This window comes from Pseudomonas syringae, assembly GCF_021605415.1.
In the GTDB taxonomy this organism is placed as follows: Bacteria; Pseudomonadota; Gammaproteobacteria; order Pseudomonadales; family Pseudomonadaceae; genus Aquipseudomonas; species Aquipseudomonas syringae_S.
This window is the reverse complement of record NZ_WKEQ01000004.1, coordinates 156,726-182,322: the sequence shown is the minus strand read 5'-3', so window position 1 is coordinate 182,322 and position 25,597 is coordinate 156,726. Positions and strand designations below refer to the sequence as shown.

27 protein-coding genes are annotated in these 25,597 nt (G+C 60.6%); 13 read left to right on the top strand and 14 right to left on the bottom strand.

What is annotated here, in order from left to right; genetic code table 11:
* Window positions 1–61: 61 nt before the first annotated feature.
* Genes GIW69_RS04470 through GIW69_RS04455 form a run of 4 tightly spaced genes read right to left on the bottom strand, consistent with a single transcriptional unit; the run spans window position 62 to window position 3,627 of the window.
* Window positions 62–814, bottom strand: a complete 753-nt coding sequence (locus tag GIW69_RS04470) for an N-formylglutamate amidohydrolase (protein WP_236480922.1) — start codon at window positions 812–814, stop codon at window positions 62–64.
* Window positions 798–2,129, bottom strand: a complete 1,332-nt coding sequence (locus tag GIW69_RS04465; protein WP_236480921.1) for a glutamine synthetase family protein — start codon at window positions 2,127–2,129, stop codon at window positions 798–800. Before GIW69_RS04465 ends, GIW69_RS04470 begins: the two co-directional genes overlap by 17 nt.
* Complete coding sequence (locus GIW69_RS04460; protein WP_236480920.1) at window positions 2,126–2,770, bottom strand: cysteine hydrolase family protein; 645 nt, start codon at window positions 2,768–2,770, stop codon at window positions 2,126–2,128. The genes GIW69_RS04465 and GIW69_RS04460 overlap by 4 nt, the downstream gene beginning before the upstream one ends.
* A 2-nt stretch (window positions 2,771–2,772) precedes the next feature.
* Entirely contained in the window at window positions 2,773–3,627 is an 855-nt protein-coding gene (locus tag GIW69_RS04455) for a MurR/RpiR family transcriptional regulator (RefSeq protein WP_236480919.1), read from the bottom strand.
* A 319-nt stretch (window positions 3,628–3,946) separates the two neighbouring features.
* Between GIW69_RS04455 and GIW69_RS04450 the strand changes: the two genes are divergently transcribed.
* Window positions 3,947–4,516, top strand: coding sequence for a histidine phosphatase family protein (locus tag GIW69_RS04450; RefSeq protein ID WP_236480918.1), 570 nt, complete (start codon window positions 3,947–3,949; stop codon window positions 4,514–4,516).
* Window positions 4,516–5,271: a precorrin-6A synthase (deacetylating) gene (cobF, locus tag GIW69_RS04445; protein WP_236480917.1), complete on the top strand. Its 756-nt coding sequence runs from the start codon at window positions 4,516–4,518 to the stop codon at window positions 5,269–5,271. Before GIW69_RS04450 ends, cobF begins: the two co-directional genes overlap by 1 nt.
* A 53-nt stretch (window positions 5,272–5,324) precedes the next feature.
* Here the strand turns inward: cobF and ftrA are convergent, their stop codons facing one another.
* Window positions 5,325–6,314, bottom strand: a complete 990-nt coding sequence (gene ftrA, locus GIW69_RS04440; RefSeq protein WP_236480916.1) for a transcriptional regulator FtrA — start codon at window positions 6,312–6,314, stop codon at window positions 5,325–5,327.
* Window positions 6,315–6,416: 102 nt separating this feature from the next.
* Between ftrA and GIW69_RS04435 the strand changes: the two genes are divergently transcribed.
* From GIW69_RS04435 to GIW69_RS04420, 4 genes are all read left to right on the top strand, one after another.
* On the top strand, window positions 6,417–6,842 hold the full coding sequence (locus GIW69_RS04435) for a rhodanese-like domain-containing protein (protein ID WP_236480915.1): 426 nt from the start codon (window positions 6,417–6,419) through the stop codon (window positions 6,840–6,842).
* Between the two features lie 247 nt (window positions 6,843–7,089).
* Window positions 7,090–7,869 (top strand): ABC transporter substrate-binding protein, encoded by a 780-nt coding sequence (locus GIW69_RS04430; protein WP_236480914.1) that lies wholly within the window; start codon window positions 7,090–7,092, stop codon window positions 7,867–7,869.
* 227 nt (window positions 7,870–8,096) lie between these two features.
* Window positions 8,097–9,209, top strand: a complete 1,113-nt coding sequence (locus GIW69_RS04425) for a M14 family metallopeptidase (protein WP_236480913.1) — start codon at window positions 8,097–8,099, stop codon at window positions 9,207–9,209.
* Between the two features lie 64 nt (window positions 9,210–9,273).
* A complete protein-coding gene (locus GIW69_RS04420) occupies window positions 9,274–9,990 on the top strand; it encodes a dienelactone hydrolase family protein (RefSeq protein ID WP_236480912.1) in 717 nt (238 codons plus the stop codon).
* 3 nt (window positions 9,991–9,993) lie between these two features.
* Here the strand turns inward: GIW69_RS04420 and GIW69_RS04415 are convergent, their stop codons facing one another.
* Together GIW69_RS04415 and GIW69_RS04410 are read right to left on the bottom strand one after the other, a co-directional pair.
* Window positions 9,994–10,560, bottom strand: a complete 567-nt coding sequence (locus tag GIW69_RS04415) for a DcrB/PsbP domain-containing protein (RefSeq protein WP_236480911.1) — start codon at window positions 10,558–10,560, stop codon at window positions 9,994–9,996.
* Window positions 10,561–10,652: 92 nt separating this feature from the next.
* Entirely contained in the window at window positions 10,653–11,450 is a 798-nt protein-coding gene (locus tag GIW69_RS04410; protein ID WP_236480910.1) for a hypothetical protein, read from the bottom strand.
* Window positions 11,451–11,587: 137 nt separating this feature from the next.
* On the opposite strand from GIW69_RS04410, the gene GIW69_RS04405 reads away from it, so the two are divergent.
* Window positions 11,588–12,115: a chalcone isomerase family protein gene (locus GIW69_RS04405; RefSeq protein WP_236480909.1), complete on the top strand. Its 528-nt coding sequence runs from the start codon at window positions 11,588–11,590 to the stop codon at window positions 12,113–12,115.
* Window positions 12,116–12,291: 176 nt separating this feature from the next.
* The gene (locus GIW69_RS04400) at window positions 12,292–13,611 is read left to right on the top strand and encodes an Nramp family divalent metal transporter (protein ID WP_236480908.1); all 1,320 of its coding nucleotides are present in this window, start codon (window positions 12,292–12,294) and stop codon (window positions 13,609–13,611) included.
* 157 nt (window positions 13,612–13,768) lie between these two features.
* Here GIW69_RS04400 and GIW69_RS04395 read toward each other — a convergent pair whose 3' ends face one another.
* From GIW69_RS04395 to GIW69_RS04385, 3 genes are read right to left on the bottom strand one after another with little or no spacing between them, the layout of a single operon-like run.
* Window positions 13,769–14,950 (bottom strand): acetyl-CoA C-acetyltransferase, encoded by a 1,182-nt coding sequence (locus tag GIW69_RS04395; RefSeq protein ID WP_236480907.1) that lies wholly within the window; start codon window positions 14,948–14,950, stop codon window positions 13,769–13,771.
* Between the two features lie 11 nt (window positions 14,951–14,961).
* Entirely contained in the window at window positions 14,962–15,627 is a 666-nt protein-coding gene (locus GIW69_RS04390) for a CoA transferase subunit B (protein WP_236480906.1), read from the bottom strand.
* Window positions 15,628–15,651: 24 nt separating this feature from the next.
* On the bottom strand, window positions 15,652–16,350 hold the full coding sequence (locus tag GIW69_RS04385; protein WP_236480905.1) for a CoA transferase subunit A: 699 nt from the start codon (window positions 16,348–16,350) through the stop codon (window positions 15,652–15,654).
* A gap of 292 nt (window positions 16,351–16,642) precedes the next feature.
* Between GIW69_RS04385 and GIW69_RS04380 the strand changes: the two genes are divergently transcribed.
* Window positions 16,643–17,536, top strand: a complete 894-nt coding sequence (locus GIW69_RS04380; protein WP_236480904.1) for a LysR family transcriptional regulator — start codon at window positions 16,643–16,645, stop codon at window positions 17,534–17,536.
* A 40-nt stretch (window positions 17,537–17,576) separates the two neighbouring features.
* Here GIW69_RS04380 and GIW69_RS04375 read toward each other — a convergent pair whose 3' ends face one another.
* Together GIW69_RS04375 and GIW69_RS04370 are read right to left on the bottom strand one after the other, a co-directional pair.
* Window positions 17,577–18,419 carry an NAD-dependent protein deacetylase gene (locus GIW69_RS04375; protein WP_236480903.1) on the bottom strand — a complete coding sequence of 281 codons (843 nt, stop codon included), beginning with the start codon at window positions 18,417–18,419 and terminating at the stop codon, window positions 17,577–17,579.
* A gap of 64 nt (window positions 18,420–18,483) precedes the next feature.
* On the bottom strand, window positions 18,484–19,530 hold the full coding sequence (locus tag GIW69_RS04370; RefSeq protein ID WP_236480902.1) for a class I SAM-dependent methyltransferase: 1,047 nt from the start codon (window positions 19,528–19,530) through the stop codon (window positions 18,484–18,486).
* A gap of 424 nt (window positions 19,531–19,954) precedes the next feature.
* Here GIW69_RS04370 and GIW69_RS04365 point away from each other — a divergent pair, with 424 nt between their 5' ends.
* Together GIW69_RS04365 and GIW69_RS04360 are read left to right on the top strand one after the other, a co-directional pair.
* Window positions 19,955–20,794: an HvfB family MNIO-type RiPP peptide maturase gene (locus GIW69_RS04365; protein WP_236480901.1), complete on the top strand. Its 840-nt coding sequence runs from the start codon at window positions 19,955–19,957 to the stop codon at window positions 20,792–20,794.
* Window positions 20,787–21,539 (top strand): HvfC family RiPP maturation protein, encoded by a 753-nt coding sequence (locus GIW69_RS04360; protein WP_236480900.1) that lies wholly within the window; start codon window positions 20,787–20,789, stop codon window positions 21,537–21,539. The genes GIW69_RS04365 and GIW69_RS04360 overlap by 8 nt, the downstream gene beginning before the upstream one ends.
* Window positions 21,540–21,657: 118 nt before the next feature.
* Here the strand turns inward: GIW69_RS04360 and GIW69_RS04355 are convergent, their stop codons facing one another.
* Together GIW69_RS04355 and GIW69_RS04350 are read right to left on the bottom strand one after the other, a co-directional pair.
* Window positions 21,658–22,965, bottom strand: coding sequence for a sensor histidine kinase (locus GIW69_RS04355; RefSeq protein ID WP_236480899.1), 1,308 nt, complete (start codon window positions 22,963–22,965; stop codon window positions 21,658–21,660).
* Window positions 22,962–23,702 (bottom strand): response regulator, encoded by a 741-nt coding sequence (locus tag GIW69_RS04350; RefSeq protein ID WP_236480898.1) that lies wholly within the window; start codon window positions 23,700–23,702, stop codon window positions 22,962–22,964. The genes GIW69_RS04355 and GIW69_RS04350 overlap by 4 nt, the downstream gene beginning before the upstream one ends.
* A 301-nt stretch (window positions 23,703–24,003) precedes the next feature.
* On the opposite strand from GIW69_RS04350, the gene GIW69_RS04345 reads away from it, so the two are divergent.
* The gene (locus tag GIW69_RS04345; protein WP_236480897.1) at window positions 24,004–24,267 is read left to right on the top strand and encodes a DUF2790 domain-containing protein; all 264 of its coding nucleotides are present in this window, start codon (window positions 24,004–24,006) and stop codon (window positions 24,265–24,267) included.
* A gap of 27 nt (window positions 24,268–24,294) precedes the next feature.
* Window positions 24,295–25,509 (top strand): cytochrome c biogenesis protein DipZ, encoded by a 1,215-nt coding sequence (locus tag GIW69_RS04340; RefSeq protein WP_236480896.1) that lies wholly within the window; start codon window positions 24,295–24,297, stop codon window positions 25,507–25,509.
* The last annotated feature ends 88 nt before the right edge of the window (window positions 25,510–25,597 follow it).

Genomic DNA, 25,597 nt, shown 5'->3' with positions numbered 1-25,597 from the left:
AGCGGATCTCCATATCAGCCAATCGGGACGTTTTAGTGGTTACCTCGGACAGCGTTTGTCGCTACAGCAGCGGAGCCAGGTAATCGGCCCAGCGTTTGATTCCGTCGGCGTCGCGCAGCAGATCGTTGCGCACCTCGATCAACACCGAATCCAGTCCACGGGCATCGCCATGCACTGGCACCGTCATGTCGCCCAGCGGATCGATTCTGTACGGCTGGTTACCGGCGATTTTCACCGGATGCCGACCCAGCCCGTCGAGCAGGCGCTGAGCGTACGCCCGGGCCTGACCGAACAGCACCCCGATTTCCAGCGCGCGCGGCTGGCCGAAATACACCGGCGTAAAGCTGTGAATACCGACCACGCGCACCGACCGGCCCTGAGCGACGCGCCCGTCGATCAGTGTCTGCAAGCGCGCATGAAACGGCTTGAACAGCTGCTGCCGGCGATATTCGCGGGTGGCGTCAGCCAGATCGCAATTGCCCGGCACCGGATAGATTTCGCTCTGCGCCGGAATACTGTCCGGTGCATGCCTTGGCCGATTGAGGTCGATCAGCAGCCGCGAATAGTTGGCGCTCAGCAACGTTGCGCCGAGGGTTTCTGACAGCTGCTCGGCCAGCGCCAGTGCGCCGATGTCCCAGGCGATATGCTCGCGCGCCGCCGCCTCGTCCAGCCCCAGATCGTCCAAAGCGTCGGGGATGTAGCGACTCGCGTGCTCGCACACCAGAATCAACGGGTGCGCCGAGTCTTCGCGGCTCAAGTGGTAAGCCGGGCGGGTGAACAGCCCCAGCTCGGCGGATTCAGTACAGGCGTGCATAGTGCTCACAGAGTTCGGCAGGCGAGAGCTGTTCCGTCAGCGCCAGTTCCTCGGTTTTAAGGGCATAAAAGGTGTCGAGCAACGCGGCAGGCAACGCCTGGCTCAACGCTTCGCTGCGACGCAGGCATTCCAGTGCCTGGCTCAGCGAGGCGGGCAGGGCGACGATGCCGCGGGTTTCGCGCTGCTCGTCATTGAGTGAGTCGGGGATTTCGTCGGTGATCGCGTTCAGCGCCAGTCGCTGCTCGACGCCCAGGCGTCCGGCGATCAACAGCGCGGCCATGGCCAGGTGCGGTGACGCGGTGGCGTCCATGGCGCGGAATTCGAGGTTGTATTGCGCCGCCACGGATTTGCCGCCCAGGCTGACGGTCGGACAAATACGCAAAGCCGCCTCGCGGTTGCGCTGTCCCAGGCAAGCGTAAGAAGCGCTCCAGTGGTGCGGCTGCAAACGCTCGTAAGACACTGGCGTCGGCGCGGTGAACGCGCACAATGCCGGCAAGTAATGCAGGATGCCTGCGGCCCAATGTTGGCCGAGGGTCGACAGGCCGTTGGCGGTGCCGGCGTCATAGAGCATCGGCTGACCGGCCAGATCAAGCAGGCTGACGTGCAGGTGCACACCGTTGCACACCGCATCGGCCGAGGTCTTGGGCGCAAAACTTACGTCCAGACTCATTTGCCGGGCAATCTCGCGGGTGATCTCGCGAACGTTGACCGCGCGATCTGCCGCCGCTATGCCAAGCGCCGGGCGGCAGGTGATTTCGTATTGGTGCTTGCCGTACTCGGGCAGGAACATTTCCGGCTCGACCCCTCCGGCACGCAAGGCAGCGAGTAGCCAGCCGCCGAACCCGGCGCCCTGACGCTGGGCTTCAAGGGAAAACGCCAAATGCTCGGCGGCGCCGGCATTAAGGTTGAATTCGTGTTCGAAGGCTGCGTTGACCTGCAGGCCCAATTGATCGCGATACCGCTCGATTTCGTCGCGCAACAGCGTGCGCGGGCAAGCGCCCCAGGGACGGCCGTCGGTTTCGCGGATGTCGGCGTGAATGAAATCCAGTGCTGGCGCCGCTGTATCCGGACCATTGGCAACCGTCACGCGGCTGGCCAGATCCGGAATCAACCGCAGATCGCCATAAGCCCCCCACGGGTTGGTCGAAGCGATGATGTCTTGCGGCGTCAACGCGCTGTTCGCCGGCACCCAGCCACAACCGGCCGCTTGATAGTGCTCAAGTTCATCGGTCGGAAACGAGCGGCCACGGGTAATGCCGATCAGATCGGTGGTTACCAGCGTGGTCATCGGCAACGGCGTCAGGCGCTCGCTCATGACTGCAACTCCTGCAGTCGGCCGAGCACGGTGTCGGTGTCGGTAATCCAGCAATAACCCTTGATCGCATTGAGGCAGGCGTCGTGCCGTTCGGCGCTGTAAGTGGCGCAGGCATCTTCCACCAGGGTGACGAGATAGCCACGGTCAGCGGCGTCGCGCACGGCCATGTCGACGCACTGGTCGGTGACGATACCGGCGATGATCAGGTGACGGGTTTCAAGGTTGCGCAGCACGTAATCGATGTTGGTCGAATTGAACACGCCGGACGAGGTCTTGGGCAGGACGATTTCGTTTTCCGCTGGCGTCAGTTCATCGATGATCCGCGCCTGAACGCTGCCCTTGGGCAGGTGCATGTCTGACAGCTTGTGATCCAGCGAACGGTCGCGGCCATCGGCGGTCAGGCTTTCGATGATCGTGTGCAACACATTCTGTCGCGCCCGGCGAAAGGCATTGAGCAGACGCTGTTGATTGGGCACCACCTGCAACCGCGCGCGGGCCAGAAAATAGGCAGCGTCCGGGCCTTCCAGGTGCGCGTCGAACTGCGGTTCGAGCCAGGCGCGCTGCATGTCCACCAACAACAACGCAGTGTGACCGGTGGCAAACGGCAGATTCCGGGGCGAGCGGTGGGGAAGACTGAACATCCTTATTTATCCTCCAGCAGGTGAGTGGCGAAGTCGTTACGCAGGGCGTCGATGCCTTCCAGGCGATCGGCCAGATCCGGTGTGCGCAGGGTCAGGCAGGCAATCAGTGCCTCGACCTGGGCCAGCGCCGGCACCATGGAATCAAAGGGCGATGCCGATTCCACCGGAGCGCTGATGATCAAGTCGGCGAGTTCGCGCAGCGGCGAAGCATAGATGTCGGTGAACAGCACCACCCGCGCATTCGCGGCTTTCGCGGCGCTGGCAACGCGTAGAGCCTGGCTCTGATAACGGCGATAGTCGAAGACCAGCACCACGTCCTGACGTTGCAGGTCGAACAAACGATCAGGCAGTTGCGCGTTGTCTTCCAGCGCGAAGCAACCGGGCCGCAGCAGGCGCAGGTGGTTGAGCAGGTAGGTGGCCATCAGGCTGCTGAAACGGCCACCGAAACAATAGACCTGAGGGCGCACGTCGAGCAGCCAGTCGGCAAGGATCCCCACGTCTCCGGGTTGGGTCAGGGCCTGGGTTTCCACCAGCAAGCGATGGCTGTCGGCCAGGTAATGGCTCCAGGCATCGTCTTTGTGCTGGTGCGAACGTGGCAGCAACAGCGTGCTCGGCGAGCGCAGGCGGTGATCCATGTCGCTGAGCAAAGCGTCCTGGAATTCGGCATAACCGCCAAAACCGAGTTTTTTGACCAGCCGCACAATGGTCGGATCGCTGACCCCGGCGTGTTCCGCCAGACGGGCCATAGGGCCGAGGCCGTTGCGGGGATACTGATCAAGCAAGGCGCGCACGACTTTGCGTTCCGACGGCGTCAGATCCAGGCCGGGGTCGGTGATCAGGTCTCTTAAAGGGGGCATCCGGGCTCCTGCTGGATGGAATGTTGAATTCGTTTCACAATCCGTTAAAAGAGTATTTATGTAAGTGAGGTTTCATGTCTAGCGAATTTTTCGCGGGTTGGGCAATGCCCCTGGAACGGGTGTAAGCCACGTGTAACGGGGGGTGTAACGAAGTCGACACAGTTTGTAGTCCATCGCCCTTCAGCTTGTGAGAGATCGACGTTCTTCGCTAAACGGCAAGCGGCTCGTTCACCGTCGTTGCTTGGCGGAGCACTAGGAATGGTGTGGTTTGCGGCACAATGGACGCTCTTGAGACGGACGATTGACTGAGGATGACATTGTGCAGGCCACCCGCTTGACGTTGATTTGCCACGCTCGAACCGTCGCACAAAAACTGTCGCGTTTTCCTACGAACGAAGGCATCGAGGATTTTCCGCTGGTGGCGGGCTCGTTGGGTCGATGGCTGAAGACGTCGTCGCGTTTATTGTGCGGCCCTGAACGGCGCACCCGCCAGACCGCTGAACTGTTTGGTCCCGATGCGCAAATTGTTGATGCCTTGCGTGATTGCGATTGGGGGCGCTGGCACGGTCAGTCGATCAAAGATCTGCAACGCAAGGATGCCCAAGCCCTGCAAGCGTGGCTGGCGGATCCTGATTGCGCGCCTCATGGCGGCGAATCCGTCACGCAATTGGGCGCGCGCGCTGTCGCATGGCTGACGTCGCTGCAAACCACACCGGGCCATATCGTCGCCATCACCCATCCGTTTTTCATGCGCGCCGTGCTGATGCAGGTGGTGCAAGGCGCAGCCTTCAATAATGTCGATTTCGAACCGCTGGCAACGATTGAACTGCGCTTCACCGGACAATGGCGGCTGCGTTTGCCTGGCCTCGACACCCTCGGAGTTTCTTGATGAAAAAATTGCTGGTCATCGGCATCGGCGCCGGCAACCCGGACTACGTCACGATGCAGGCGGTGAAAGCGCTGAACGCGGTTGATGTGTTTTTCCTCATGGACAAGGGCCAGAGCAAAGACAAGCTGATTGATCTGCGGCGTGACATCTGTGAGCGTTACATCACACATCCCACGTACCGTTTCGCCGAAGCCCACAGCCCCGAGCGGGAGCGCGGCGACGTGGACTACAACACCGCCGTCAACGATCTGAACCGCGCCAAGCAGCAAACCTTCGTGCGGTTGATTAATGACGAATTGGCTGACGGCGAGTGCGGCGGTTTTCTCGTGTGGGGCGATCCGGCGCTGTACGACAGCACCATTCGTATTCTTCAAGCGATTCTGGACTCGGGCACTTGTGCGTTCGAATTCGAAGTCATCCCCGGCATCACCAGCGTTCAGGCGCTGGCGGCGCAGCATAAAGTCCCGCTGAACAGCATCGGTCGCTCTATCGAAATCACCACGGGCCGGCGTCTGGCGGCGGGGCAGGTAAGCGACGCCGACAGTCTGGTGGTGATGCTCGATGCGGAAGATTCCTACCACCGGGTCGCGGATCAAGAGACAGAGATTTACTGGGGAGCCTACCTGGGGACACCGGACGAGATTCTCATCAGCGGTAAGTTGAAAGACGTCGCGGACGAAATCGAACGGGTGCGCAAGGCGGCGCGGTTGAAGCATGGGTGGATTATGGATACCTACCTTTTGCGCAAGCCTTGAGAAGCAGGGTGTGCCGAAATCACTGCGGGAGCTGGCAAGCCAGCTTCCACAGGTCATGGGTCGTACATGAATGCTTTACTCGGCACACGGCGCCCGAACCGCTCCCGATACACTGACGGCGGCACCCCGACCACGCTGCGAAATGCCACGCGAAAACTTTCCACCGAGCGATAACCGCAACGCTGGGCGATCTGCTCAGTATGCTCGCTGCTGCTCTCCAGCAGTTCCCGCGCCCGTGCCAGGCGCTCATGTTGCAGCCAGGCCTTGGGCGACTGGCCGCTGGCCTCGGAAAATCGTCGTAGAAAGGTGCGTTCGCTCATCGCCGCTTCGCTGGCCAGATCGCGTACTTCGAGCGGTTCGTGCAGGCGTTCGCGGGCCCATTGCATGACCCGTGACAGATCACTGCGCGGTGTCGGGCTGACCGGCGTTGGAATGAACTGCGCCTGTCCGCCGGTGCGTTGCGGCGCCATCACCAGTCGCCGCGCCACCGAATTGGCAACCTGGGTGCCAAAGTCTCGCGCCACCAGATGCAGGCAGGCATCAATGCCGGCGGCGCTGCCCGCCGACGTGATCAACTGACCGGCATCGACGTAGAGCACATCCGGATCGACCGCGATAGCCGGAAAACGCTCAGCCAACTCAGTGGTGTAACGCCAATGGGTCGTCGCGACATGGCCGTCGAGCAAACCGCTGGCGGCCAGGACGAACACGCCGGAACAGATCGACAGCAACCGCGCTCCCCGGCCATGGGCCTGGCGCAGGGCGACCAGTAGCGCCTCCGGCACCGGGCCGCTGCGGTCGCGCCAGCCGGGAATGATGATCGTGCGCGCGTCCGCCAACAGTTCCAGCCCCCCGTCAGCCAACACCTGAATGCCGCCCATGGCACGCATCGGGCCCTGATCCACCGCTACGATCCGATGTTCGTACCACGGAAAATCGAACTCCGGCCGGGTCAGGCCGAAGATTTCCACGGCGATGCCGAACTCGAAGGTGCAAAGTCCGTCGTAGGCCAGAATCGCAACGGAGTGGGTGGATGTGTGCATTTGGCGGAAACTTCCCGGTGAGTGTCTCGTGCGCCACTGTAGCGGCAAGCGACGGGGCGATAAAGTCTGTTCACACCCACCAAGACCCCGGAGACCAAGACCATGCCCAGCCTGGTTCGCGAAATTCCTGCTGCGCCATCGGCGATTGCCTTGATGCATTTCAGCAACCGTCTGACCTTCGAAACCGACTGTTCCGACGTCTTCAGCAGCCAGGAGGCGGGGCAGACAGATTTTTTATTGGTCGACGTGCGCGGCCCGCTGGCCTTTGAGCGCGGGCATGTGCCGGGGGCGATCAATATTGCTGGGCGGCTGATTACGGCTGAAGGTTTAGCGGCTTATCCAGCCCACACCTTGTTCGTGGTGTATTGCGCCGGCCCCCATTGCAACGGTGCGAACAAGGCTGCCGTGAAACTGGCGGCGCTGGGCTACTCGGTCAAGGAAATGATCGGCGGTGTCACCGGATGGCTGGATGAAGGTTTTGAATTGAGCCGTGAACAAACCACCACCGCGATCGCCTGTCACTGCTAACCCCCGATCCTCGCATGGGCTCGCTCATGCACGGGATGATTTGAGGGCTTGTCCTACAGGTATTGCACCGTGATGGTTCACGCTGACGGTGTCGCCGATTATCTATAAGTATCTGTCGCTTGAACACAATTTACCCCGTGCGCGCCGCCATAGACTGCCGGCCACTTCGGTATTTGCCACGCAATGGCCATGTCCGAAAGCTGAATCGAAAGCTGCCAATAAAAGCCTCCGCACACGGGAGTTATAAATGAAAAAGCTAGTGATGTTCGGTGCCTTGGCACTGTCGATGTTGTCCCTGACCGCCGTGGCCGAAGACGCCAAGCCGATCCGCATCGGTATCGAAGCCGGTTACCCGCCATTCTCGATGAAAACCCCTGACGGCAAACTGACCGGTTTCGACGTGGACATCGGCGATGCGCTGTGTGAGCAGATGAAGGCCAAGTGCGTCTGGGTAGAGCAAGAGTTCGACGGCCTGATTCCGGCGCTCAAAGTGAAGAAAATCGACGCGATCCTGTCGTCCATGACCATCACTGACGACCGCAAGAAAAACGTCGATTTCACCATCAAGTACTACCACACGCCGGCGCGTTTCGTGATGAAGGAAGGCTCCGACGTCAAAGATCCGCTGACCGAACTCAAAGGCAAGAAAGTCGGTGTGTTGCGCGCCAGCACCCACGACCGTTTCGCCACCGAAGTGCTGCAACCGGCCGGGATCAACCTGGTTCGTTACGGTTCCCAGCAGGAAGCCAACCTCGATATGGTCTCTGGCCGTCTCGACGCCATGCTGGCCGATTCGGTCAACCTGGATGACGGTTTCCTGAAAACCGACGCCGGTAAAGGTTTTGCATTCGTCGGCCCGACCTACGAAGACGCCAAATACTTCGGCGGCGGCGCCGGCATCGCCGTGCGCAAGGGTGATAAAGAACTCGCGGACAAATTCAACGCCGCCATCACCGAAATCCGCGCCAACGGCAAGTACAAACAAGTGCAGGACAAGTACTTCGCGTTTGACGTCTACGGCCATTAATACGCTGTAGCAAAGAGTGGCCCCGTGAAAGCGGTGGCCACTTTTTTTACGCCCATGATTTATCCTGCCAAAACATTTCCACCTGTAGGCGCTGCCGCAGGCTGCGATCTTTTGATCTTGTTTGATCGTTCCCACGCTCCGCGTGGTAATGCAGCCCGGGACGCTCCGCGTTCCTGACAATCAAAAGAACCTGCCTGCGGCAGCTCCACAAACAACGGAGTTTTCCCATGCAACGCATCGACCACACGCTGCCCTGGAGCCATTTGGGCAGTGAGCGCAGCCTCAGCGTTTTTCGCTATGGCGCCGGCAGCCGCAAGGTCTACATCCAGGCCAGCCTGCACGCCGATGAACTACCAGGCATGCGCACCGCATGGGAACTGAAAAAACGTCTCGGTGAACTTGAACAACAAGGTCGTCTGCAAGGTGTCATCGAACTGGTGCCGGTCGCCAACCCGATCGGCCTCGATCAGCACCTGCAAGGTGCGCACATGGGCCGCTTCGAGTTGGGCAGCGGCAAGAATTTCAACCGCGCTTTCGTTGAGCTCAGTGCACCCGTCGCCGCGCTGATCGGCGATCAACTCGGCGATGATGCCCAGGCAAACATCACGTTGATCCGCCAGACCATGGCCCAGGTGCTCGACGATCTGCCAGCGCCGGTTTCACAACTCGAAGCGCTGCACCGTTTGCTATTGCGCCACGCCTGCGAGGCCGACATCACGTTGGATCTGCATTGCGATTTCGACGCGGCAATCCACGTTTACGCATTGCCGCAGCACTGGCCGCAGTGGCAATCCCTGGCCGCGCGATTGAAGGCCGGCGTAGCGTTGCTGTGTGAAGATTCCGGTGGCAGTTCGTTCGATGAGTCCTGCTCGACACCCTGGCTGCGCTTGGCACGGGCATTTCCGCACGCGGCCATTCCAGCCGCCAACCTCGCCACCACCCTGGAGCTGGGCAGCATGGGCGACACGCGTGTTGACCAGGCGCAGGCCAATTGCGAAGCGATTCTTGGCTTCCTCGCCGAGCAGGGGTTCATCACCGGCGATTTCCCCGCCGCATCCCTCGAATGTTGCGAAGGCATGCCGTTCGAAGGCACCGAATACTTGTTCGCCCCGCATCACGGCGTGGTGAGCTTCCTGCGCAATGCCGGCGAGTGGGTGGAACGCGGTGACGCATTGTTCGAAGTGGTCGATCCACTGAGTGACCGCGTCACTACCGTGCGCGCCGGCACCCGCGGCGTGCTGTTTGCCATTGACCGTGGGCGCTACACCCAACCGGGCACGTGGCAGGCGAAAGTGGCGGGGCGAGTTCCGTTTCGTACAGGAAAACTCACCAACGACTGACGATACATAACCGTGTAGGCGCAGCCTGCGGCGGCTCCTGCACGGCTTTTATGAAGGAAGGCTTATGTTGAAAATACTTGCACTGTTGACCCTGCTGGCATCCACCGCCGCTCATGCGCAACCTTCGTTGCAAACTGACCTGCCGCTCAAATACCTGGCACAGGTTCACGCGGATTCAGATAAACGCCCGTTGGTGATTTTTCTCCACGGTTACGGCAGCAACGAAGCCGACCTGATCGGTATGAAATTCCAGCTTCCGGCGCAATACAACTACCTGTCCGTGCAGGCGCCGTTGGCATTGGGCGAAGGACGTTATCAGTGGTTTCGTAAAAAGGGTGAAGGTGCCTACAACGGCGAGACCAATGATCTGAAGGTCAGCGGGCAAAAGCTGCGGGATTTTATCGCGCAAGCGGCGCAGAAATATCACGTCGACCCGGACAAGGTGTACCTGATCGGATTCAGTCAGGGCGCGATGATGACTTACGAAGTGGGCTTGCGCCCGCCAACGCCGGTCGGCGGTATCGCGGCGCTGAGCGGGCGGGTTTTACCCGTGGTGGAATCGGAGCTGAAAACCGAACATTCAGACCCGTCGCTGAATATCTTCATCGGCCACGGCACCGCTGATAACGTCGTTTCGTACAAGGGCGGCGCTGATGCCAACTCGCTGTTGAAAAGCCTGTCCTACAAGCCGCAATTCCACGCCTATCCCGGCGTCGGCCACAGCATCAGCCGCGCCGAACTGGAGGATTTGAAGGCCTGGTTGCAGGCGCTCAATCCCTGAGGATCACTTTTCCTTGAGGATGGTTTTCACCAGCGCGTCGTGGCCAGCCTTGTCGCTGGCCCGGGAAATCACCTGCACCAGCGCCATGTGCGTCCCGGAACCGGCCATCAACGTGGTGTTGAGGGTTTGCCCGCCGCCCTGGGTGGCGGTGCTGTCGACCTGACGCAGACCGAGGCCAGTCCCTTTCTGGGTCAGGCTCTTTTCGCTGAGCTTGTTGAAATCCGGCAGGGCTTTGCGTTGCGCCTCGATGAAATCCGACACGCTGCCATCGAGGAATGCGCCGTCGTTATCCTTGACGTGGGTGTCGCCGGGGATCTGGTTTTGCGCGGCAATCACAACGGTTTTGGTGGTCGCATTGGTGTACATCGTGCCCTTGGCACCGGTCGGGCCGACTGGTAGCGCATTGGCTTCAAAACCCTTGGGCAGGGTGAAAGTGAACTTGCCGTCGAGCATCGACACCTTCTCAGTCGGCGCCTTGTCTTTGGCCTTGGCCGCTTGAGCGTTGATGGCGCCGAGGCCAGCGATGGCCGCCAGCAGCAGGACGACAGCTTTCTTGCTCAACAATGACATGTAAATCTCCGAACAATGGTCGCGCAGGGGCGGCGATCATCCCACGCTGCCGAGCGGCACTCCAGCGCGGTTTGTCTGAACGGGCTGTCGGATTATTCGTTTGAAGGTGTCGGGTGTGGGCTGGGCGTCGCTGCCGGTGCGGGTTTGGCCAGTAACCGCCTGGTCACGCCGAGCATCGCCACCGACACCGCCACACCGAGCAAAAAACCGCTGAGGCCAAAGCTCGGCAACGTCAACGCGACGACCAGGCAAAACGCTGAAAACGAGTACATCCCGGTGGCCGTCGCTTGCAGCAATACGGCAGTAAACGCCGGGCCGCGCGCCTGATGAGAGAACACCGCCATGACGCTGCCGAGCACCGGAAACACCGCGAGCAATCCGCTCCAGCGTTCGCCGACGGTGCTCGCCAACAGCGTGACCACCAGCGTCAACGCGGCGCCCGCGATCATCCGCCACACCAGTTTGTCTGACTTCACCGGCGCACCACCGAGTGCAGGTTGCACCTTGGGAAACAGATACGGCGCGGACAACAACGCAACCGCCGCCGCGATGATCGAGAAGGGCAGCGATGCCGGCGCCAGCGATAAAGCCACTGCAAGCACTGTCCACACTGTCATTGACGCCGCCAATGCCCATGGCCACTCTGCGTGTTGCGCGACCCGGGCATACGTGACACAAAACGCGATCATCGCAAACATTGCCGACAATGCCGCCACGGCAGACTTCGCAGCAAACAACGGGCCTTGCTCCCATGCCAAAAAAAACAAAATCGGCCCCACCACCACCGGCAACCCCGACAACCACCCGGCCACACTTGGCCCCCAACGTTTACCCGCAAGGGAAATCAACAGCAGAAAACCGGGGATCAGCAGCAATTTGAGGATCAGCACGCAGAGGCCTCCGTCGACAAAGAAGACCGTTACCGTAGCAGATTGATCAAGATTGTTCGTGGTTTTGTATACAAAGTGCTGGCTGTGATGCGCAGCTATGCTTAGAACTATCCGTGTCTACCAAGGCAGACATCGCAATGAACAGAGCGTTGAAAGGATGTTTCGGTCTCGGCTTGTGGATGACGTTGTTGTCACCCACCTGGGCGAACTGGCAAGACACCGTGCCCGGTGCGCAAATCATTGGCAGCGGTGAATTCAGCGTCTTCGGTTTTGATGTGTACAACGCGCGATTGTGGAGCGCGACCCGGCCGCTGGTTGATGGGCAACCGTTCGCGCTGGAGCTGATCTATTTGCGCAACCTGTCCCGCGATGATCTTGTGCAAGCCAGCCTCAAAGAAATCCGGCGCCTGTCCGGCATCACCGTCAGCGCTGCACAACTGGCCAGGTGGCAAGTGCAAATGCAGCAATCGTTCGTCGATGTGCAAGCGGGCACACGCATCACCGGCGTGTACCTGCCGGGGCAGGGCGCCCGGTTCTTCGTCGGTCAACAGTTGCAGCACGAAATCGACGACCCCCAATTCGCCCGCGCATTCTTCGACATCTGGCTCGACCCACGCACCCGCAGCCCCGAATTGCGCCGACAATTACTGGGCATCGATCCCTGACCTCAATCGTCAAAACACAATCCGCCCCATTGGAGCTGCCGAAGGCTGCGATCTTTTGATTTCGATGTACAAAGCCAGATCAAAAGATCGCAGCCTGCGACAGCTCCCACAGGGGTTATGCGTTTGCAGGCGAAACGTCTAAGCTGCGCCTTTCCTAATTGTTTCTGGATGTTTGTGTGAAATTCAGCTTGCCGAAAATCGCCACGGCGCCGTTTTGTCCGCCGGAAGTGGCGGGCAGTGTGGTGGTCGATCCGAGTGCTTCGTTCTTTAAACGCGTGTTGCGCTTTGCCGGCCCCGGGTTGTTGGTGTCCATCGGTTATATGGATCCTGGTAACTGGGCGACGGCCATTGAGGCCGGGTCGCGTTTTGGTTACGGCTTGTTGTTTGTGGTGTTGCTCGCGAGCCTCGCCGGGATGGTGGTGCAATGTCTGTGCTCGCGGCTGGGCATTGCGACCGGGCGCGATCTGGCGCAGTTGTCCCGCCAGCGCTACAGCACGGCGACGTCGCGGTTGCAGTGGGTGCTGGCGGAGATTTCGATCATTGCGACGGATCTGGCCGAGGTGCTCGGGTGCGCACTGGCGTTTCACTTGTTGCTGGGGTGTTCGCTGACGTTCGGGATTGCGCTGACCGCGTTCGATACGCTGCTGGTGCTGGCGTTGCAGAACCGCGGCTTCCGGCGGCTGGAGGCGATCATGCTGGTGCTGGTGGCGACCATCGGCGTGTGTTTTTTCATCGAGCTGGTGCTGATCAAGCCTTACTGGCCGGACGTTTTCCAAGGCTTCAAACCGTCGCTGTCGGCGATCAGTGATGCCGCGCCGCTGTATTTGGCCATCGGCATTCTCGGCGCCACGGTGATGCCGCATAACCTCTATTTGCACACATCCATCGTGCAGACGCGACTGATCGGCAAGGATCTGGCGAGCAAGCAGGATGCGGTGAAGCTGGCGCGCATCGACACGATTGGTTCGCTGGCGTTGGCATTGCTGGTCAACGCGGCGATTCTGATTCTTGCGGCCGCTGCGTTTCATCAGTCCGGACACACCGATGTGGTCGACATTCAGGATGCGTATCACCTGCTCGATCCGTTGGTCGGCGGCGCGTTGGCCAGTGTGTTGTTCGGCGTGGCGTTATTGGCGTCGGGGCAAAGTTCGACGTTTACCGGCACCATCGCCGGGCAGGTGATCATGGAGGGCTATCTGAATCTGCGGATCCCGTGCTGGCAGCGTCGCTTAATCACCCGGGGGCTGGCGCTGATTCCGGCATTTATCGGCGTGTGGCTGATGGGCGATGGGGCGGTGGGCAAGTTGCTGGTGATGAGTCAGGTGGTGTTGAGTTTGCAACTGCCGTTTGCGCTGTATCCGCTGATTCGCATGACCAACGACAAGCAGTTGATGGGGCCGTTTGTGAATCGGTTGCCGACGCGGGTGTTGGCGTGGGGGCTATTTGTGGTGATCAGCGGGGCGAATAGCTGGTTGATTTTGCAGTTGTTTGGTTGAGCCGCGCGTTCTCAGGCTCTGCGTTTCGGCTGGGGAGTGGAACGCGGAGCGTCCCGGGCTGCATTCCCACGCAGAGCGTGGGAATGATCTGTGTGGGGGAAAACCAGACGGCGGATGGATGTCGTGGATCCGTCCGCCGTCTGTCGTGCTCGTTGGCTTACGCCCGTTCCAGCGCCAGGGCCACGCCCTGACCGCCGCCGATGCACAGGGTCGCCAGACCTTTCTTCGCATCGCGTTTGATCATTTCATGCAGCAAAGTCACCAGCACGCGGCAGCCCGAGGCGCCGATCGGGTGGCCGAGGGCGATGGCGCCGCCGTTGACGTTGACCTTGTCCAGATCCCATTGCAGATCCTTGGCGACGGCCAGGGATTGCGCGGCGAAGGCTTCGTTGGCTTCGATCAGATCGAGTTGGGCGATGTCCCAACCGGCCTTGCTCAGGCAACGACGAGTGGCCGACACCGGCCCGATGCCCATGATTGCCGGGTCCACGCCCGCATTGGCGTAAGCGGCAATTTTCGCCAGCACCGGCAGGCCCAGCGCTTTGGCTTTTTCGGCGCTCATCAGAATCACGGCGGCGGCGCCGTCGTTCAGCGATGATGCGTTGCCAGCGGTGACGCTGCCGTCCTTTTTGAACGCTGCGCGCAATTTGCCGAGGGATTCGGCGGTGGTGTCACCGCGCGGTTGCTCGTCGACCTTGAACGCCAGCGGATCACCCTTGCGCTGCGGGATCAGGATCGGCGTGATTTCATCAACGAAGCGCCCGGATTCGATGGCCGCAGCGGCTTTCTGCTGGGACGCGGCAGCAAAGGCGTCCTGCTGCTCACGGCTGATCTCGTACTGGTCGACCAGGTTTTCGGCGGTGATGCCCATGTGGTAATCGTTGAACGCATCCCACAAACCGTCGCTGATCATGGTGTCGACGATTTGCGCGTGGCCCATGCGCAGACCGGTGCGTGCGCCCGGCATGACGTAGTTGGACAGGCTCATGTTCTCCTGGCCGCCGGCGATGATCACGTCGGCGTCGCCGCAACGGATTGCCTGAGCGCCAAGGTGCAGGGCTTTCAGGCCCGAACCGCAGACTTTGTTCAGGGTCAGCGCCGGCACGGCGAATGGCAGGCCGGCCTTGATAGCGGCCTGACGCGCCGGGTTCTGGCCTGCGCCGGCGGTAAGTACCTGGCCCATGATCACTTCATCGACCTGAGCACCGTCCAGACCGGTTTGTTCGAGCAACTGGCGGATGACCGCCGCGCCCAGATCCACGGCCGAAACGCTGGCCAGAGAGCCCTGGAAACTGCCGATCGCGGTGCGCGTGGCGGCAACAATGACGACGTCTTGCATGTCTGAATTCCTCACTGGGCAGCGAACTGCATTTCCGGGACGTGATCGGGCACGATCAGTTTGCCGGCGGTTTTGGCGACGATTTCTTCGACGCTGACGCCCGGCGCACGTTCTTTAAGAATGAACGCGCCGTTTTCGATTTCGAGGTAGGCGAGGTCGGTCAGCACCCGTTTGATGCACCCGGCGCCAGTCAGCGGCAGGCTGCAACGCGGCAGCAGTTTCGACTCACCGTCCTTGGAGGCGTGGGTCATGGTGACGATGATGTTGTCTGCACCGGCCACCAGATCCATCGCGCCGCCCATGCCCTTGACCAGTTTGCCCGGGATCATCCACGAGGCGATGTTGCCTTCGACGTCCACTTCGAACGCACCGAGCACGGTCAGGTCGATGTGACCGCCGCGGATCATTGCAAACGATTCAGCCGACGAAAAGATCGACGCGCCGATGCGTGCGGTCACGGTTTGTTTGCCGGCATTGATCATGTCGGCGTCGACTTCATCGTCGGTCGGAAACGCGCCCATGCCGAGCAGGCCGTTCTCCGATTGCAGCATGACTTCCATGCCGTCGGGGATGTAGTTGGCAACCAGGGTCGGGATGCCGATGCCGAGGTTCACGTAGTAGCCGTCCTGCATTTCGCGGGCGACGCGTTGAGCCATTTGTTCGCGGGAAAGTGCCATGTTGTTGTTCTCCGTCAGCCTGGATTATTTGCGGATGGTGCGCTGTTCGATGCGCTTTTCGAACGTGCCGCAAATGACCCGGTCGACGTAAATGCCCGGGGTGTGGATGTGCGCCGGATCCAGTTCGCCGGGTTCGACGATTTCTTCGACTTCGACCACGGTGATCTTGCCGGCGGTGGCGGCCAGCGGGTTGAAATTCTGGGCGGTGTGGCGGTAGATGACGTTACCGAAGTGGTCAGCCTTCCAGCCTTTGACGATGGCGAAGTCGCCGGTGATGGATTCTTCCATCAGGTACTGGCGACCGTGAAATTCGCGGACTTCCTTGCCTTCAGCGACCGGGGTGCCGACGCCGGTGGCGGTGAAAAAGGCCGGAATGCCGGCGCCGCCCGCGCGCATTTTTTCGGCGAGGGTGCCCTGCGGAGTGAGGGTGACTTCGATTTCGCCCTTGAGCAGTTGCTCTTCGAACAGCTTGTTTTCGCCGACATATGAGGCGACGACTTTGCTGACTTGGCGATCGACCAACAGCACACCGAGGCCGAAGCCGTCGACGCCGCAGTTGTTCGAAACGACGGTAAGACCGCGGGTGCCTTTGCGCTTGATCTCGCCGATCAGGTTTTCCGGGATGCCACACAGACCGAAGCCGCCGGCAATCACCGTCATGCCGTCTTCGAGCCCGGCCAGGGCTTCCTCGTAGGAATACACGCGCTTGTCGAAACCTGCCATATGCACCTCTTTTATTATTTGCGGGCGGCTGGCTAGCCGAATGGTTGGAGTGTCTCGCTGGAGGATATATTTGTTAAGTTGATTTTTAAGGTCAATTGATAGATAAAACTCAACAATATCCAGTCTCCCTTAGGAACGCAGAGCGTCCCGGCTGCATTCCCACGCAGAGCGTGGGTACGATCAGCCCCAGCAGTTCCTGCACCGGTAATGAAACATAATGCCGCGATTCATCAATCGCCGCGTTGTGCCTTGCAGCTCAACGCTTGTAGCTATCTACTGGAGCGCAGCGACCATGACCATCAAACAAATCCGCGCCTTTCTCGCTGTGGCCCAGAGTCTCAGTTTTGCCGTGGCCTGCGAGCGGTTGCACCTGTCGCAATCAGCATTGAGCCTGACCATCAAGGCATTGGAAGAAGGCCTCGGCGGGCGTCTTTTCAGCCGTAACACGCGTAACGTCGCGCTGACCCCGGAAGGCGAATCGCTGTTGCCGCTGGCGCGTCGATTGATTGCCGATTGGGACAATGCCGAAGACGAGTTGCGTCAACGTTTCAGCCTGCAACGGGGCCGGGTGACGCTGGCGGCGATGCCATCGTTTGCCGGCAATCTGCTGCCGCCGATTCTCAAGGTGTTTCGCGCGCGGTATCCCAATGTCAGCGTGACCGTCAACGACGTTATCAACGAGCAAGTGCTGGAAATGGTGCGCGATCGCCAGGTTGAACTGGGTGTTGCGTTCGAACCGTTGCAGACCACCTCGCAGACCTTCACGCCTTTATATATCGATCGCTTTGTCGCCGTGGTGCCGCAGGATTCGCCGCTGGCGGGGCGGGCGCAAATAGACTGGCAGACGTTGCTTGAGCAACCGTTCATTACGTTGCAGCGGCCGTCCACGGTGCGAGTGATGCTTGAAGAACACTTGCAGGCGCGGGGCATGACCCTGGCGGTGGAGTTCGAAAGCCATCAACTGGCGACGGTCGGGCGCATGGTCGCCAGCGGACTGGGCGTCAGCGCCGTACCGGCCTTGTGTGCGCAGCAAATGCAGGAACTTGGCGCCCATTGCCTGAACCTGATCGAACCGGTCGAGCGGGCGATTGGCGTGCTCACTGAAGCGGGCAATGAATTGTCGGCGGCAGCGCAGGCGTTGTTTGACATCCTCAAGGAACAAAACCTCAACCAGTCCTTGGCGTGATCGTTCCCACGCGGAGTGCGGGAACGACCAGGCGAGGAGGTCAGTCAGGGTGGTATTGGGTCAGCAGCGGCAGGATTTTTTCGCAGGAGGCTTCGATTTTCAGGGTCAGCAAATCGTCAGCGCGGGTCTTGCCCAGGTTGATGGCGATCAACGGTTTGCCACGATCGGCGATCACCCGGCACAGGCGGAACGCCGAATAAGCCATCAGCGACGATCCCACCACCAACATGCCGGCCGCATTTTCGGCGGCGGCCATGGCCCGTGCAGCCGTCGGTTGCGCAACATTCTCGCCAAAAAACACCACGTCCGGTTTCATCCGCTCGCCAGCGCAAAAAGGGCAACGCGGCGTCTGGAAGCGCGCTTCAAAGGCAGGATCGAGCAACGTATCGCCATCCGGCGCCTGCACCGCATCGACCCCGGCCAAATACGGGTTCTGCAGCTCCATCACGCGCTGAATCACATCCCGTTCACTGCGCTCGCCACAGTCCAGACACAGCACCCGATGCAGGCTGCCGTGCAGTTCGACCACATCGTGACTGCCGGCCTGATCATGCAATGTATCGACGTTCTGTGTGATCAAATCGCTAATCCGCCCTTGGCTCTGCAAACTGGCCAAGGCGTCATGGGCCGCGTTCGGCCGCGCCTGGCGCACGCGCGGCCAGCCGAGCATCGCTCGTGCCCAATATCGCCGGCGCGACTCCGGGGCGGACAGAAACTCCTGATACATCATCGGTTGCCGACCACGTCGCACGCCGTCGCTGTCGCGGTAATCAGGAATGCCCGACGCCGTGCTGATGCCGGCGCCGGTCAGCACCACGAAGCCCCCGTCGGCCATCGCTTGCTGAAGGTCGTCGAGGTGATCGCGGGTCGGGCTGTCGAGCATGGTCGGCACTCCATAAAGTGGATGCCATGCAGGTTAGCACTGACCCCGCCACGTAGCTGCGCGGTTATTTACGCGCCTCAAGAATCAGGTTGAAGGGGGTTTGCGCAGCCCGGCGCAGATGGCTGAATCCGGCTTCGATAAACACGTTGCGCAGACGTACTTCGCCAGCCTGTGCGCCGAGCCCGAGGCCGACCTCCTGAGACAGCGAATTGGGCGTGCAAATGAATGTAGAGGCCGCGTAAAACAACCGTCCCACCGGGGTGATGTTGTCATCGAGGTTGTCGTGGGCAAATGGCTCCACCAGCAACACCGTGCCGCCCGGTTTCAGCGATTGCAGGGCATGGCGCGCGGCACCGACCGGGTCGCCCATGTCGTGCAGGCAGTCGAAGTAGCACACCAGATCGTAGTCATTGCCGGGGAAGTCTTTGGCCGAGCCATGGAAAAACAGCGCCCGATCACTGACGCCACCCTCTGCGGCGCGCTGAGTGGCGACCTCAATGGACGGCGCGTGGTAGTCGAAACCGAGGAACTGCGAGTTGGGAAACGCCTGGGCCATGATCACCGTCGAGGCGCCGTGGCCGCAGCCGATGTCGGCGACTTTGGCGCCGGCTTCGAGCTTCGCTACTACACCGTCGAGGGCCGGCAGCCATTCCGCAATCAAATGCCCACGGTAACCGGGGCGGAAGAAACGTTCGGTGCCGCTGAACATGCACGGATGGTGATCGCCCCAGGGCAGGGCGCCGTTGCCGCGCATGGCTTTGACCAGTTTGTCCTTGTCATGGAAAAACGACGCCACCACGCCGAGACCGCCGGCCACATACACGGGCGAATCTTCGACGGCGAGGGCGAGGGCTTGTTCTTCCGGGAGGCGAAACTCACCGTCGTTGTGCTCCATGTAGCCAGAGGCCGCATGGGCGCTGAGCCATTCGCGCACGAGGCGGGGATTGCAGGCGGTTCTGGCGGCGAGGGTTTCCGGGCTGACCGGTTGACTGTCGGCCATGGCCCGATAGAGGCCAAGTTCTTCGCCAACGATGACGTTGGCGAGCATCGCGGCGCCGCCCATGTCGTTCACCAGTTTGCCCATGAACTGGTTGAGTCTGGACTCATCCATCATGTGTGCTCCTGTTGCAGGATCACGGTCCAGAGCCAAAGGCTGGTCGAGGCATGGGCCTCTGGGCGGTGGTCGGGGAAACGGGCAGGGCGCTGGCGCCGTGCATCCCTCTCGACGGGGTCTGAGTTGAGTCTAGTCGCTGTGCGCCGTACTGCCGGAATCAACACCCGAAACCTGTGGGGGCTGGCTTGCCAGCGATGAGGCCGGTACAGGCGATATCTTCAGCTGCCGGGCGATTGCCATCGCTGGCAAGCCAGCTCACACAGGGATTGATGTGGAGTTGAAGGGTGCGTATTACCGTGTATCCAGGCGACGGCGGGATACACGGAGATGCGGTTGGGTGAGTCGGGCGGACACAGTAGTGATACGTGCAAGGGTTGAACTGTCTGGCGAGGTTTTCTCATTGCCAACGGAGATCAATTCCATGCCTTCATCCACATCTGTGACACATCCCGCCGTCGGCCTCGGCCTGCGCCGGGGCTTGATCAACGACATCCGCGCCGACCACAGCGGCGCCTTCGATTTCCTGGAGGTCGCACCGGAAAACTGGATCGGCGTGGGGGGCGCCCACGGAGCCGCGCTGCGCGAACTGGCCGAGCGTTACACCCTGTCGTGTCACGGGCTCTCGCTGTCCCTGGGCGGGCCGGCACCGCTGGATGTCGACTTCCTGCGCGAAGTGCGCGTGTTTCTTGATCATCACAACGTCCCGCTGTACAGCGAGCACCTCAGTTATTGCAGTGACGACGGCCATCTCTACGACTTGCTGCCGCTGCCCTTCACCGAAGAAGCGGTGCACCACGTCGCCGCGCGCATCCGCCAGGCCCAGGACATTCTCGGCCGGCGACTGGCGGTGGAGAACGTGTCCTACTACGCCGCGCCCCGGCAGGATATGGATGAAGCGACCTTCACCAACGCGGTATTACGCGAGGCGGATTGCGACCTGCTGCTGGACGTCAACAACGTCTACGTCAATTCGATCAACCACGGTGCCGACCCGCAGGCATTCCTCGCCGCCATCGAACCCGGGCGGGTGGTCGGCATGCACGTCGCCGGGCACTTCGATGAGTCCGATACGTTGAAAATCGACACCCACGGCGCCTCGGTAAAACCGGTGGTGTGGACGTTGCTGGGCGAGGCATACAAGCGTTTCGGTGCGCAGCCGACACTGCTTGAACGCGACTTCAATTTTCCGCTGTTTGCGCACTTGGTCGCCGAGCTGCAAACGATCCGCGAATTGCAATCGCAGGAGGTGCGCCATGGCTGATCTTCCATCGGAACAACGGGCGCTGACCCGTTATCTGCGTGACCCGGACAACCAGCCGCTGCCGGCCGACATGAATGCTGCACGGGTCAATATTTATCGCGATCTGCTGTTCAACAACGTTTCGTCGCTGCTCAGCGGGACGTTTCCGGTGCTGATCCGCATTCTCGGCGACGAGCGCTGGCAAAAATCGGTGCGCGGATTCCTGCGCGAGCATCGAGCGCAAACGCCTAAATTCGGCGAAATTGCCAGGGAGTTTGTCGGTTACCTCGCCGCTGAACCTGAGGTGTTGATCGACGGCGCCTGGCCGGCATTCATGGTGGAACTGGCGCATTACGAGTGGGTGGAGATGGTTTTACAGCAATCCGACGCCGAGCCGCTTCCGGCCAGCGATGCCGGGCTATTGCTCGCGCAGCCGCTGCGACTGTCGCCACTGGCATGGCCGTTAAGCTATGCGTGGCCAGTGCAGCGGCTCGCGCCGGATTACCAGCCGACGACGGCACCGGCGCAACCGACCTTTTTATTGGCCAGACGTGTCGAGGATTGGAGCGTGGCGTTCTCGCAATTGAGCCCGTTGGCCTGGCGGCTGTTGCAGCGCATCGACGAGTTGCCGGCATTGACCGGGCATCAGCAGTTGGAAGGACTGGCGATTGAGGCGGGTGAGGGTGGTTCGGTACTGTTTAGGGAAAACGGATTGGCGTTGTTGCAGCAGATGCATAACCAAAGTGTGATTGGGATTTGTCGTTAATCCATGTCCCTTTGTGGGAGTGAGCCTGCTCGCGGTAGCGTCTTGTCAGTCGTTGAATCGTTGGCTGGCAGTACGCTATCGCGAGCAGGCTCGCTCCTACAAAGGATGTTTGTGTTGTTCAGGGATGCAGGGGCAGCTTCAATTCCGCGCACAACCCGCCCCCCTCGCGGTTGCTCAAGGCCAGTGAACCGCCAATCGCCATCGCCAGTTGCTGCGCGATCGCCAGCCCCAGGCCGGTGCCGCCGGTGCTGCGGTTGCGCGAGTTTTCCACACGGTAGAACGGCTCCATGACGTGGGCCAGATCCTCTTCGGCGATGCCCGGCCCGCGATCCATGACCTTGACCGACAGCTGGCCGTTTTTCGCTTCGACACACAGTTCGGCGGCGCCGGCGAATTTCAACGCGTTGTCGGTGAGGTTGACCAGTACCCGCCGCAAGGCATGCGGACGCGTGTCCACCACTGCTGCACTTTTGCCACCCAACTGCACATCCTTACCCATGTCCTGATAATCGAACACCAAGCTGTCGAGGAACGAATCCATATCCGTGCGCCGGCTATCCTCGGTCGCGCCATGGATGCTGCGCGCGTAGGCCACGCCTTCGCGCACCAGGTGCTCCATCTCGCTCAGGTCATTCCATAATTTGTCTTTTTCTGCTGAATCGTCCATGAACTCGGCACGCAGTTTCATGCGCGTGATGGGGGTTTGCAGGTCGTGGGAAATCGCCGCGAGCAACTGCATGCGTTCCTTCAAGTACGCGGCGATGCGCGCCTGCATCGAGTTGAACGCGCGGGCCGCGTAGGCCACTTCGTTCGGGCCTTTTTCATCGAGCAGAACGGCGTGAGTGTTCGGGTCGAGGGTTTCCACCGCATCGGCCAGGCGTGTGAGCGGGCGGATGGCGATGCGCACGGCCAGCCAGGTGCAAAGGATCATCAGCGCCAGTTGTCCGAGCAGCACGCCTGGCAACCACGGTGACAGGGGCTTCATGGCCGGGCGCACATCGATGGTCACCGGGCTGCCGTCGCTCAGGCGCAAATGGGCCTGAAAATGTTTTTTCGGGCCGGGAATGTCGGTAAAAGTCAGCGGGAAATCTTCGCCGATGGCATCGGTGATCGACGTGACAGCAATCGGCACGTTGCCTGCGCTGATCGGCGTGCCCGGTGTGCCGTCGTTGAGCAGATAGCCGTAATTGGCACGCTCCAGGCGCGAGAGCCACGCCGGGCGTTCTTCGGCCGGCAAGCGGTCAAGGATCGCGATCGACGTCGAGACGTCGCTTTCCAGGTTGTTAAGCATGGTGCTTTTCGCGCTTTCGTAACGCTCGTAATACTGCGCGCCGAAGGACAACGCCTGGGCGAGGATCAGACCGATCAGGAAAATCAGCGATAACCGTGAGGCCAGTGTGCGCGGCCAGCGCAGAGTGACATTCATGCAGGCGCTCCAAGGATTTCGACCGGCAACGAGAATACATAACCTTCGCTGCGAACGGTCTTGATATAAGCCGGTTCCCGCGCATCGTCCAGTAATCGTTGGCGCAAACGGCTCACGAGCAAATCGATGGAGCGATCGAACAGATCGGCGTCGCGACCCTGGGTGAGGTTGAGCAACTGATCACGGCTCAGTACGCGTTGTGGATGGTCGAGGAACACGCGCAGCAAGCGGTATTCGGCACCGCTCAGCGCGACCATCGTGCCCTCGTTGTCCAGCAGGTGCCGCGCCGAAGTGTCCAGTTGCCAACGACCGAAGGCCAGCAACCGACCGCTTTCGGTGACCACCAGATTCGGCGGCAGCATCCGCGTACGCCGCAGCACCGCATTGATCCGTGCGAGCAGTTCCCGTGCGGCGAAGGGTTTGGTCAGGTAGTCGTCGGCGCCCATTTCCAGGCCGATGATGCGGTCGGTTTCGTCGTTGCGCGCGGTGAGCATCAGCACCGGCGTATTGCGGTGTTTGCCGGAGCGCAGTTCGCGGCACAACAGTAAGCCATCGTCGCCCGGCATCATCAGGTCGAGCACGACCAGATCCACAGTGTTGGCTTCAAGGAATGCGCGCATTTGCCGGCCATCGGCGACCACCGTGGTGCGCAGCCCGTTCTTCTTCAGGTAATTGCCGACCAGTTCGCGGATCTCGCGGTCGTCGTCGACGATAAGGATGTGATCGACATGTTCCATGGCACCAACTCTTTCTAAAGGGGATGTGGCGCAGTCTATCGAGCCTTTTGCGGCGCGCGTTGCGCCGTTTGTATTCCACTGTATCTGGCACTTCGGCGGATACACACCGACGTAAAAAGACGATTTTTTTGCAGTTTTGTATCGTTGTGTATCTACACGCCATCGGGATACGTAGCGAGAGATAAGCGCGATTTGACGACACAGGGCGGATACCTCGGGGGCTTTAAATAGGTTCCATCGAGGCACACGCAACCGCCTCGGCTCAAACCACGATCAATCATTGAAGCCCGAGGAAACCACCATGAACAGCAAATCCGTCATCGCCGCTTGCCTGTTTGCCGCCCTGAACATCTGCACCCTGTCGGCCCGTGCCGAAGCCGATGTCACCCCGAAAACCTACAGCTACGGCACTCACCTGGATATCAAGAAAGTCATCTCGCTGAAGCAGGACAACTCAGTAGTCTGCGGCATCGTCGATGCAGAAATGACCTATCTGGATTCGGCCGGCAAAACTCAGGTGCTGGACTACCGCAAATTCGCCGACGGCTGTGACAACGACAACTGATCCGTAGCCAGTCCAGGAGGTGATCCCATGTTTCTCATCGCTTTTTTGGGCGGTCTGCTGACCGTCCTCAGCCCCTGCATCCTGCCGGTGGTGCCGTTTCTGTTCGCTGGCGTTGATCGCAGCCGCTCATCAATCCTGCTGACCCTTGGCGGCATGGCGCTGACATTTGCGCTGATCTCCAGCCTGGCGGTGGTCAGCAGCGAGTGGGTGATTCAGGCCAACAACACTGGCCGCCACGTCGCGCTGATCGTGATGGTGCTGTTCGCCCTGTCACTGATTTCGGCGCGGGTTGGCGACTGGCTGGCACGGCCGTTCGTGGCGCTGGGCAACCGGCTTGATCCGAACGGGCGGAACACCAGCGGACCGATGGCCTCGATCATGATCGGCGTTGCCACCGGCTTGCTGTGGGCGCCATGCGCCGGGCCGATTCTCGGGGTGATTCTCACCGGTGCCATGCTGCAGGGCGCGAACGCTCAGACCAGTCTGTTGCTGTTGGCTTACGGTGCGGGCAGTGCGTTGTCGTTGGGTACGCTGATCTTTGCCGGTCGCGGACTGGTCAATCGGTTGAAACCGTCGATTCCGTTTACCGGCTGGTTTCGTCGTGGCGCCGGGGTTGCCGTGCTGGCAGCCGCCGCAGTGATCTCGACCGGAGCGGACAAACCGTTGCTGGCCGGCACGTCGTCGCAAGGCGTCGCCAGTGTCGAGAAAGGTGTGCTGGAGAATGTGCCGAAAGTGCTCGACTACTTCGTCAGCAAAGTGCGTGCGGACTCACGGCAGGACGAGCAGGGCAAAGGCCCGATGCCGTCGCTGTCCGGCGCGGTGCAATGGCTTAACTCCCCGCAACTGAGTGCCGAATCCCTGCGCGGTAAAGTGGTGCTGGTGGACTTCTGGACATACGACTGCATCAACTGCCAGCACACGCTGCCTTACGTTAAGGAGTGGGCGAAGAAATACGAGAAAGACGGACTCGTCGTTATCGGCGTACATACCCCGGAATATGGCTACGAGCGGATCATCGACAACGTCAAGGATCAAGTGAAAAAGCTCGGCATTACTTACCCGGTGGCGATCGACAACAACTACGCGATCTGGCGAAATTTCGACAACCAGTACTGGCCTGCGCACTATCTGATCGACGCCAAGGGCCAGGTACGTTTCAGCCACTTCGGCGAGGGCAGTTACGCGGCGCAGGAACAAATGATCAAGCAGTTGCTGGAAGAGGCCAAGGCTCCGGCTGCTTGATCGGGAAATTTAGTGGCTCGGAAGTGTTTCATTTCCGAGCCATTTTTTTTGCGATCTGTACCACCGTTTTTACACAACGCTGCCACTC

What these genes read in the sequence shown, in the direction of transcription:
- GIW69_RS04470 (WP_236480922.1), bottom strand. Translation starts at nt 814, where the DNA reads ATGCACGCCTGTACTGAATCCGCCGAGCTGGGGCTGTTCACCCGCCCG.
- GIW69_RS04465 (WP_236480921.1), bottom strand. Translation starts at nt 2,129, where the DNA reads ATGAGCGAGCGCCTGACGCCGTTGCCGATGACCACGCTGGTAACCACC.
- GIW69_RS04460 (WP_236480920.1), bottom strand. Translation starts at nt 2,770, where the DNA reads ATGTTCAGTCTTCCCCACCGCTCGCCCCGGAATCTGCCGTTTGCCACC.
- GIW69_RS04455 (WP_236480919.1), bottom strand. Translation starts at nt 3,627, where the DNA reads ATGCCCCCTTTAAGAGACCTGATCACCGACCCCGGCCTGGATCTGACG.
- cobF (WP_236480917.1), top strand. Translation starts at nt 4,516, where the DNA reads ATGAAAAAATTGCTGGTCATCGGCATCGGCGCCGGCAACCCGGACTAC.
- ftrA (WP_236480916.1), bottom strand. Translation starts at nt 6,314, where the DNA reads ATGCACACATCCACCCACTCCGTTGCGATTCTGGCCTACGACGGACTT.
- GIW69_RS04435 (WP_236480915.1), top strand. Translation starts at nt 6,417, where the DNA reads ATGCCCAGCCTGGTTCGCGAAATTCCTGCTGCGCCATCGGCGATTGCC.
- GIW69_RS04430 (WP_236480914.1), top strand. Translation starts at nt 7,090, where the DNA reads ATGAAAAAGCTAGTGATGTTCGGTGCCTTGGCACTGTCGATGTTGTCC.
- GIW69_RS04425 (WP_236480913.1), top strand. Translation starts at nt 8,097, where the DNA reads ATGCAACGCATCGACCACACGCTGCCCTGGAGCCATTTGGGCAGTGAG.
- GIW69_RS04420 (WP_236480912.1), top strand. Translation starts at nt 9,274, where the DNA reads ATGTTGAAAATACTTGCACTGTTGACCCTGCTGGCATCCACCGCCGCT.
- GIW69_RS04415 (WP_236480911.1), bottom strand. Translation starts at nt 10,560, where the DNA reads ATGTCATTGTTGAGCAAGAAAGCTGTCGTCCTGCTGCTGGCGGCCATC.
- GIW69_RS04405 (WP_236480909.1), top strand. Translation starts at nt 11,588, where the DNA reads ATGAACAGAGCGTTGAAAGGATGTTTCGGTCTCGGCTTGTGGATGACG.
- GIW69_RS04395 (WP_236480907.1), bottom strand. Translation starts at nt 14,950, where the DNA reads ATGCAAGACGTCGTCATTGTTGCCGCCACGCGCACCGCGATCGGCAGT.
- GIW69_RS04390 (WP_236480906.1), bottom strand. Translation starts at nt 15,627, where the DNA reads ATGGCACTTTCCCGCGAACAAATGGCTCAACGCGTCGCCCGCGAAATG.
- GIW69_RS04385 (WP_236480905.1), bottom strand. Translation starts at nt 16,350, where the DNA reads ATGGCAGGTTTCGACAAGCGCGTGTATTCCTACGAGGAAGCCCTGGCC.
- GIW69_RS04380 (WP_236480904.1), top strand. Translation starts at nt 16,643, where the DNA reads ATGACCATCAAACAAATCCGCGCCTTTCTCGCTGTGGCCCAGAGTCTC.
- GIW69_RS04375 (WP_236480903.1), bottom strand. Translation starts at nt 18,419, where the DNA reads ATGCTCGACAGCCCGACCCGCGATCACCTCGACGACCTTCAGCAAGCG.
- GIW69_RS04370 (WP_236480902.1), bottom strand. Translation starts at nt 19,530, where the DNA reads ATGGATGAGTCCAGACTCAACCAGTTCATGGGCAAACTGGTGAACGAC.
- GIW69_RS04365 (WP_236480901.1), top strand. Translation starts at nt 19,955, where the DNA reads ATGCCTTCATCCACATCTGTGACACATCCCGCCGTCGGCCTCGGCCTG.
- GIW69_RS04360 (WP_236480900.1), top strand. Translation starts at nt 20,787, where the DNA reads ATGGCTGATCTTCCATCGGAACAACGGGCGCTGACCCGTTATCTGCGT.
- GIW69_RS04355 (WP_236480899.1), bottom strand. Translation starts at nt 22,965, where the DNA reads ATGAATGTCACTCTGCGCTGGCCGCGCACACTGGCCTCACGGTTATCG.
- GIW69_RS04350 (WP_236480898.1), bottom strand. Translation starts at nt 23,702, where the DNA reads ATGGAACATGTCGATCACATCCTTATCGTCGACGACGACCGCGAGATC.
- GIW69_RS04345 (WP_236480897.1), top strand. Translation starts at nt 24,004, where the DNA reads ATGAACAGCAAATCCGTCATCGCCGCTTGCCTGTTTGCCGCCCTGAAC.
- GIW69_RS04340 (WP_236480896.1), top strand. Translation starts at nt 24,295, where the DNA reads ATGTTTCTCATCGCTTTTTTGGGCGGTCTGCTGACCGTCCTCAGCCCC.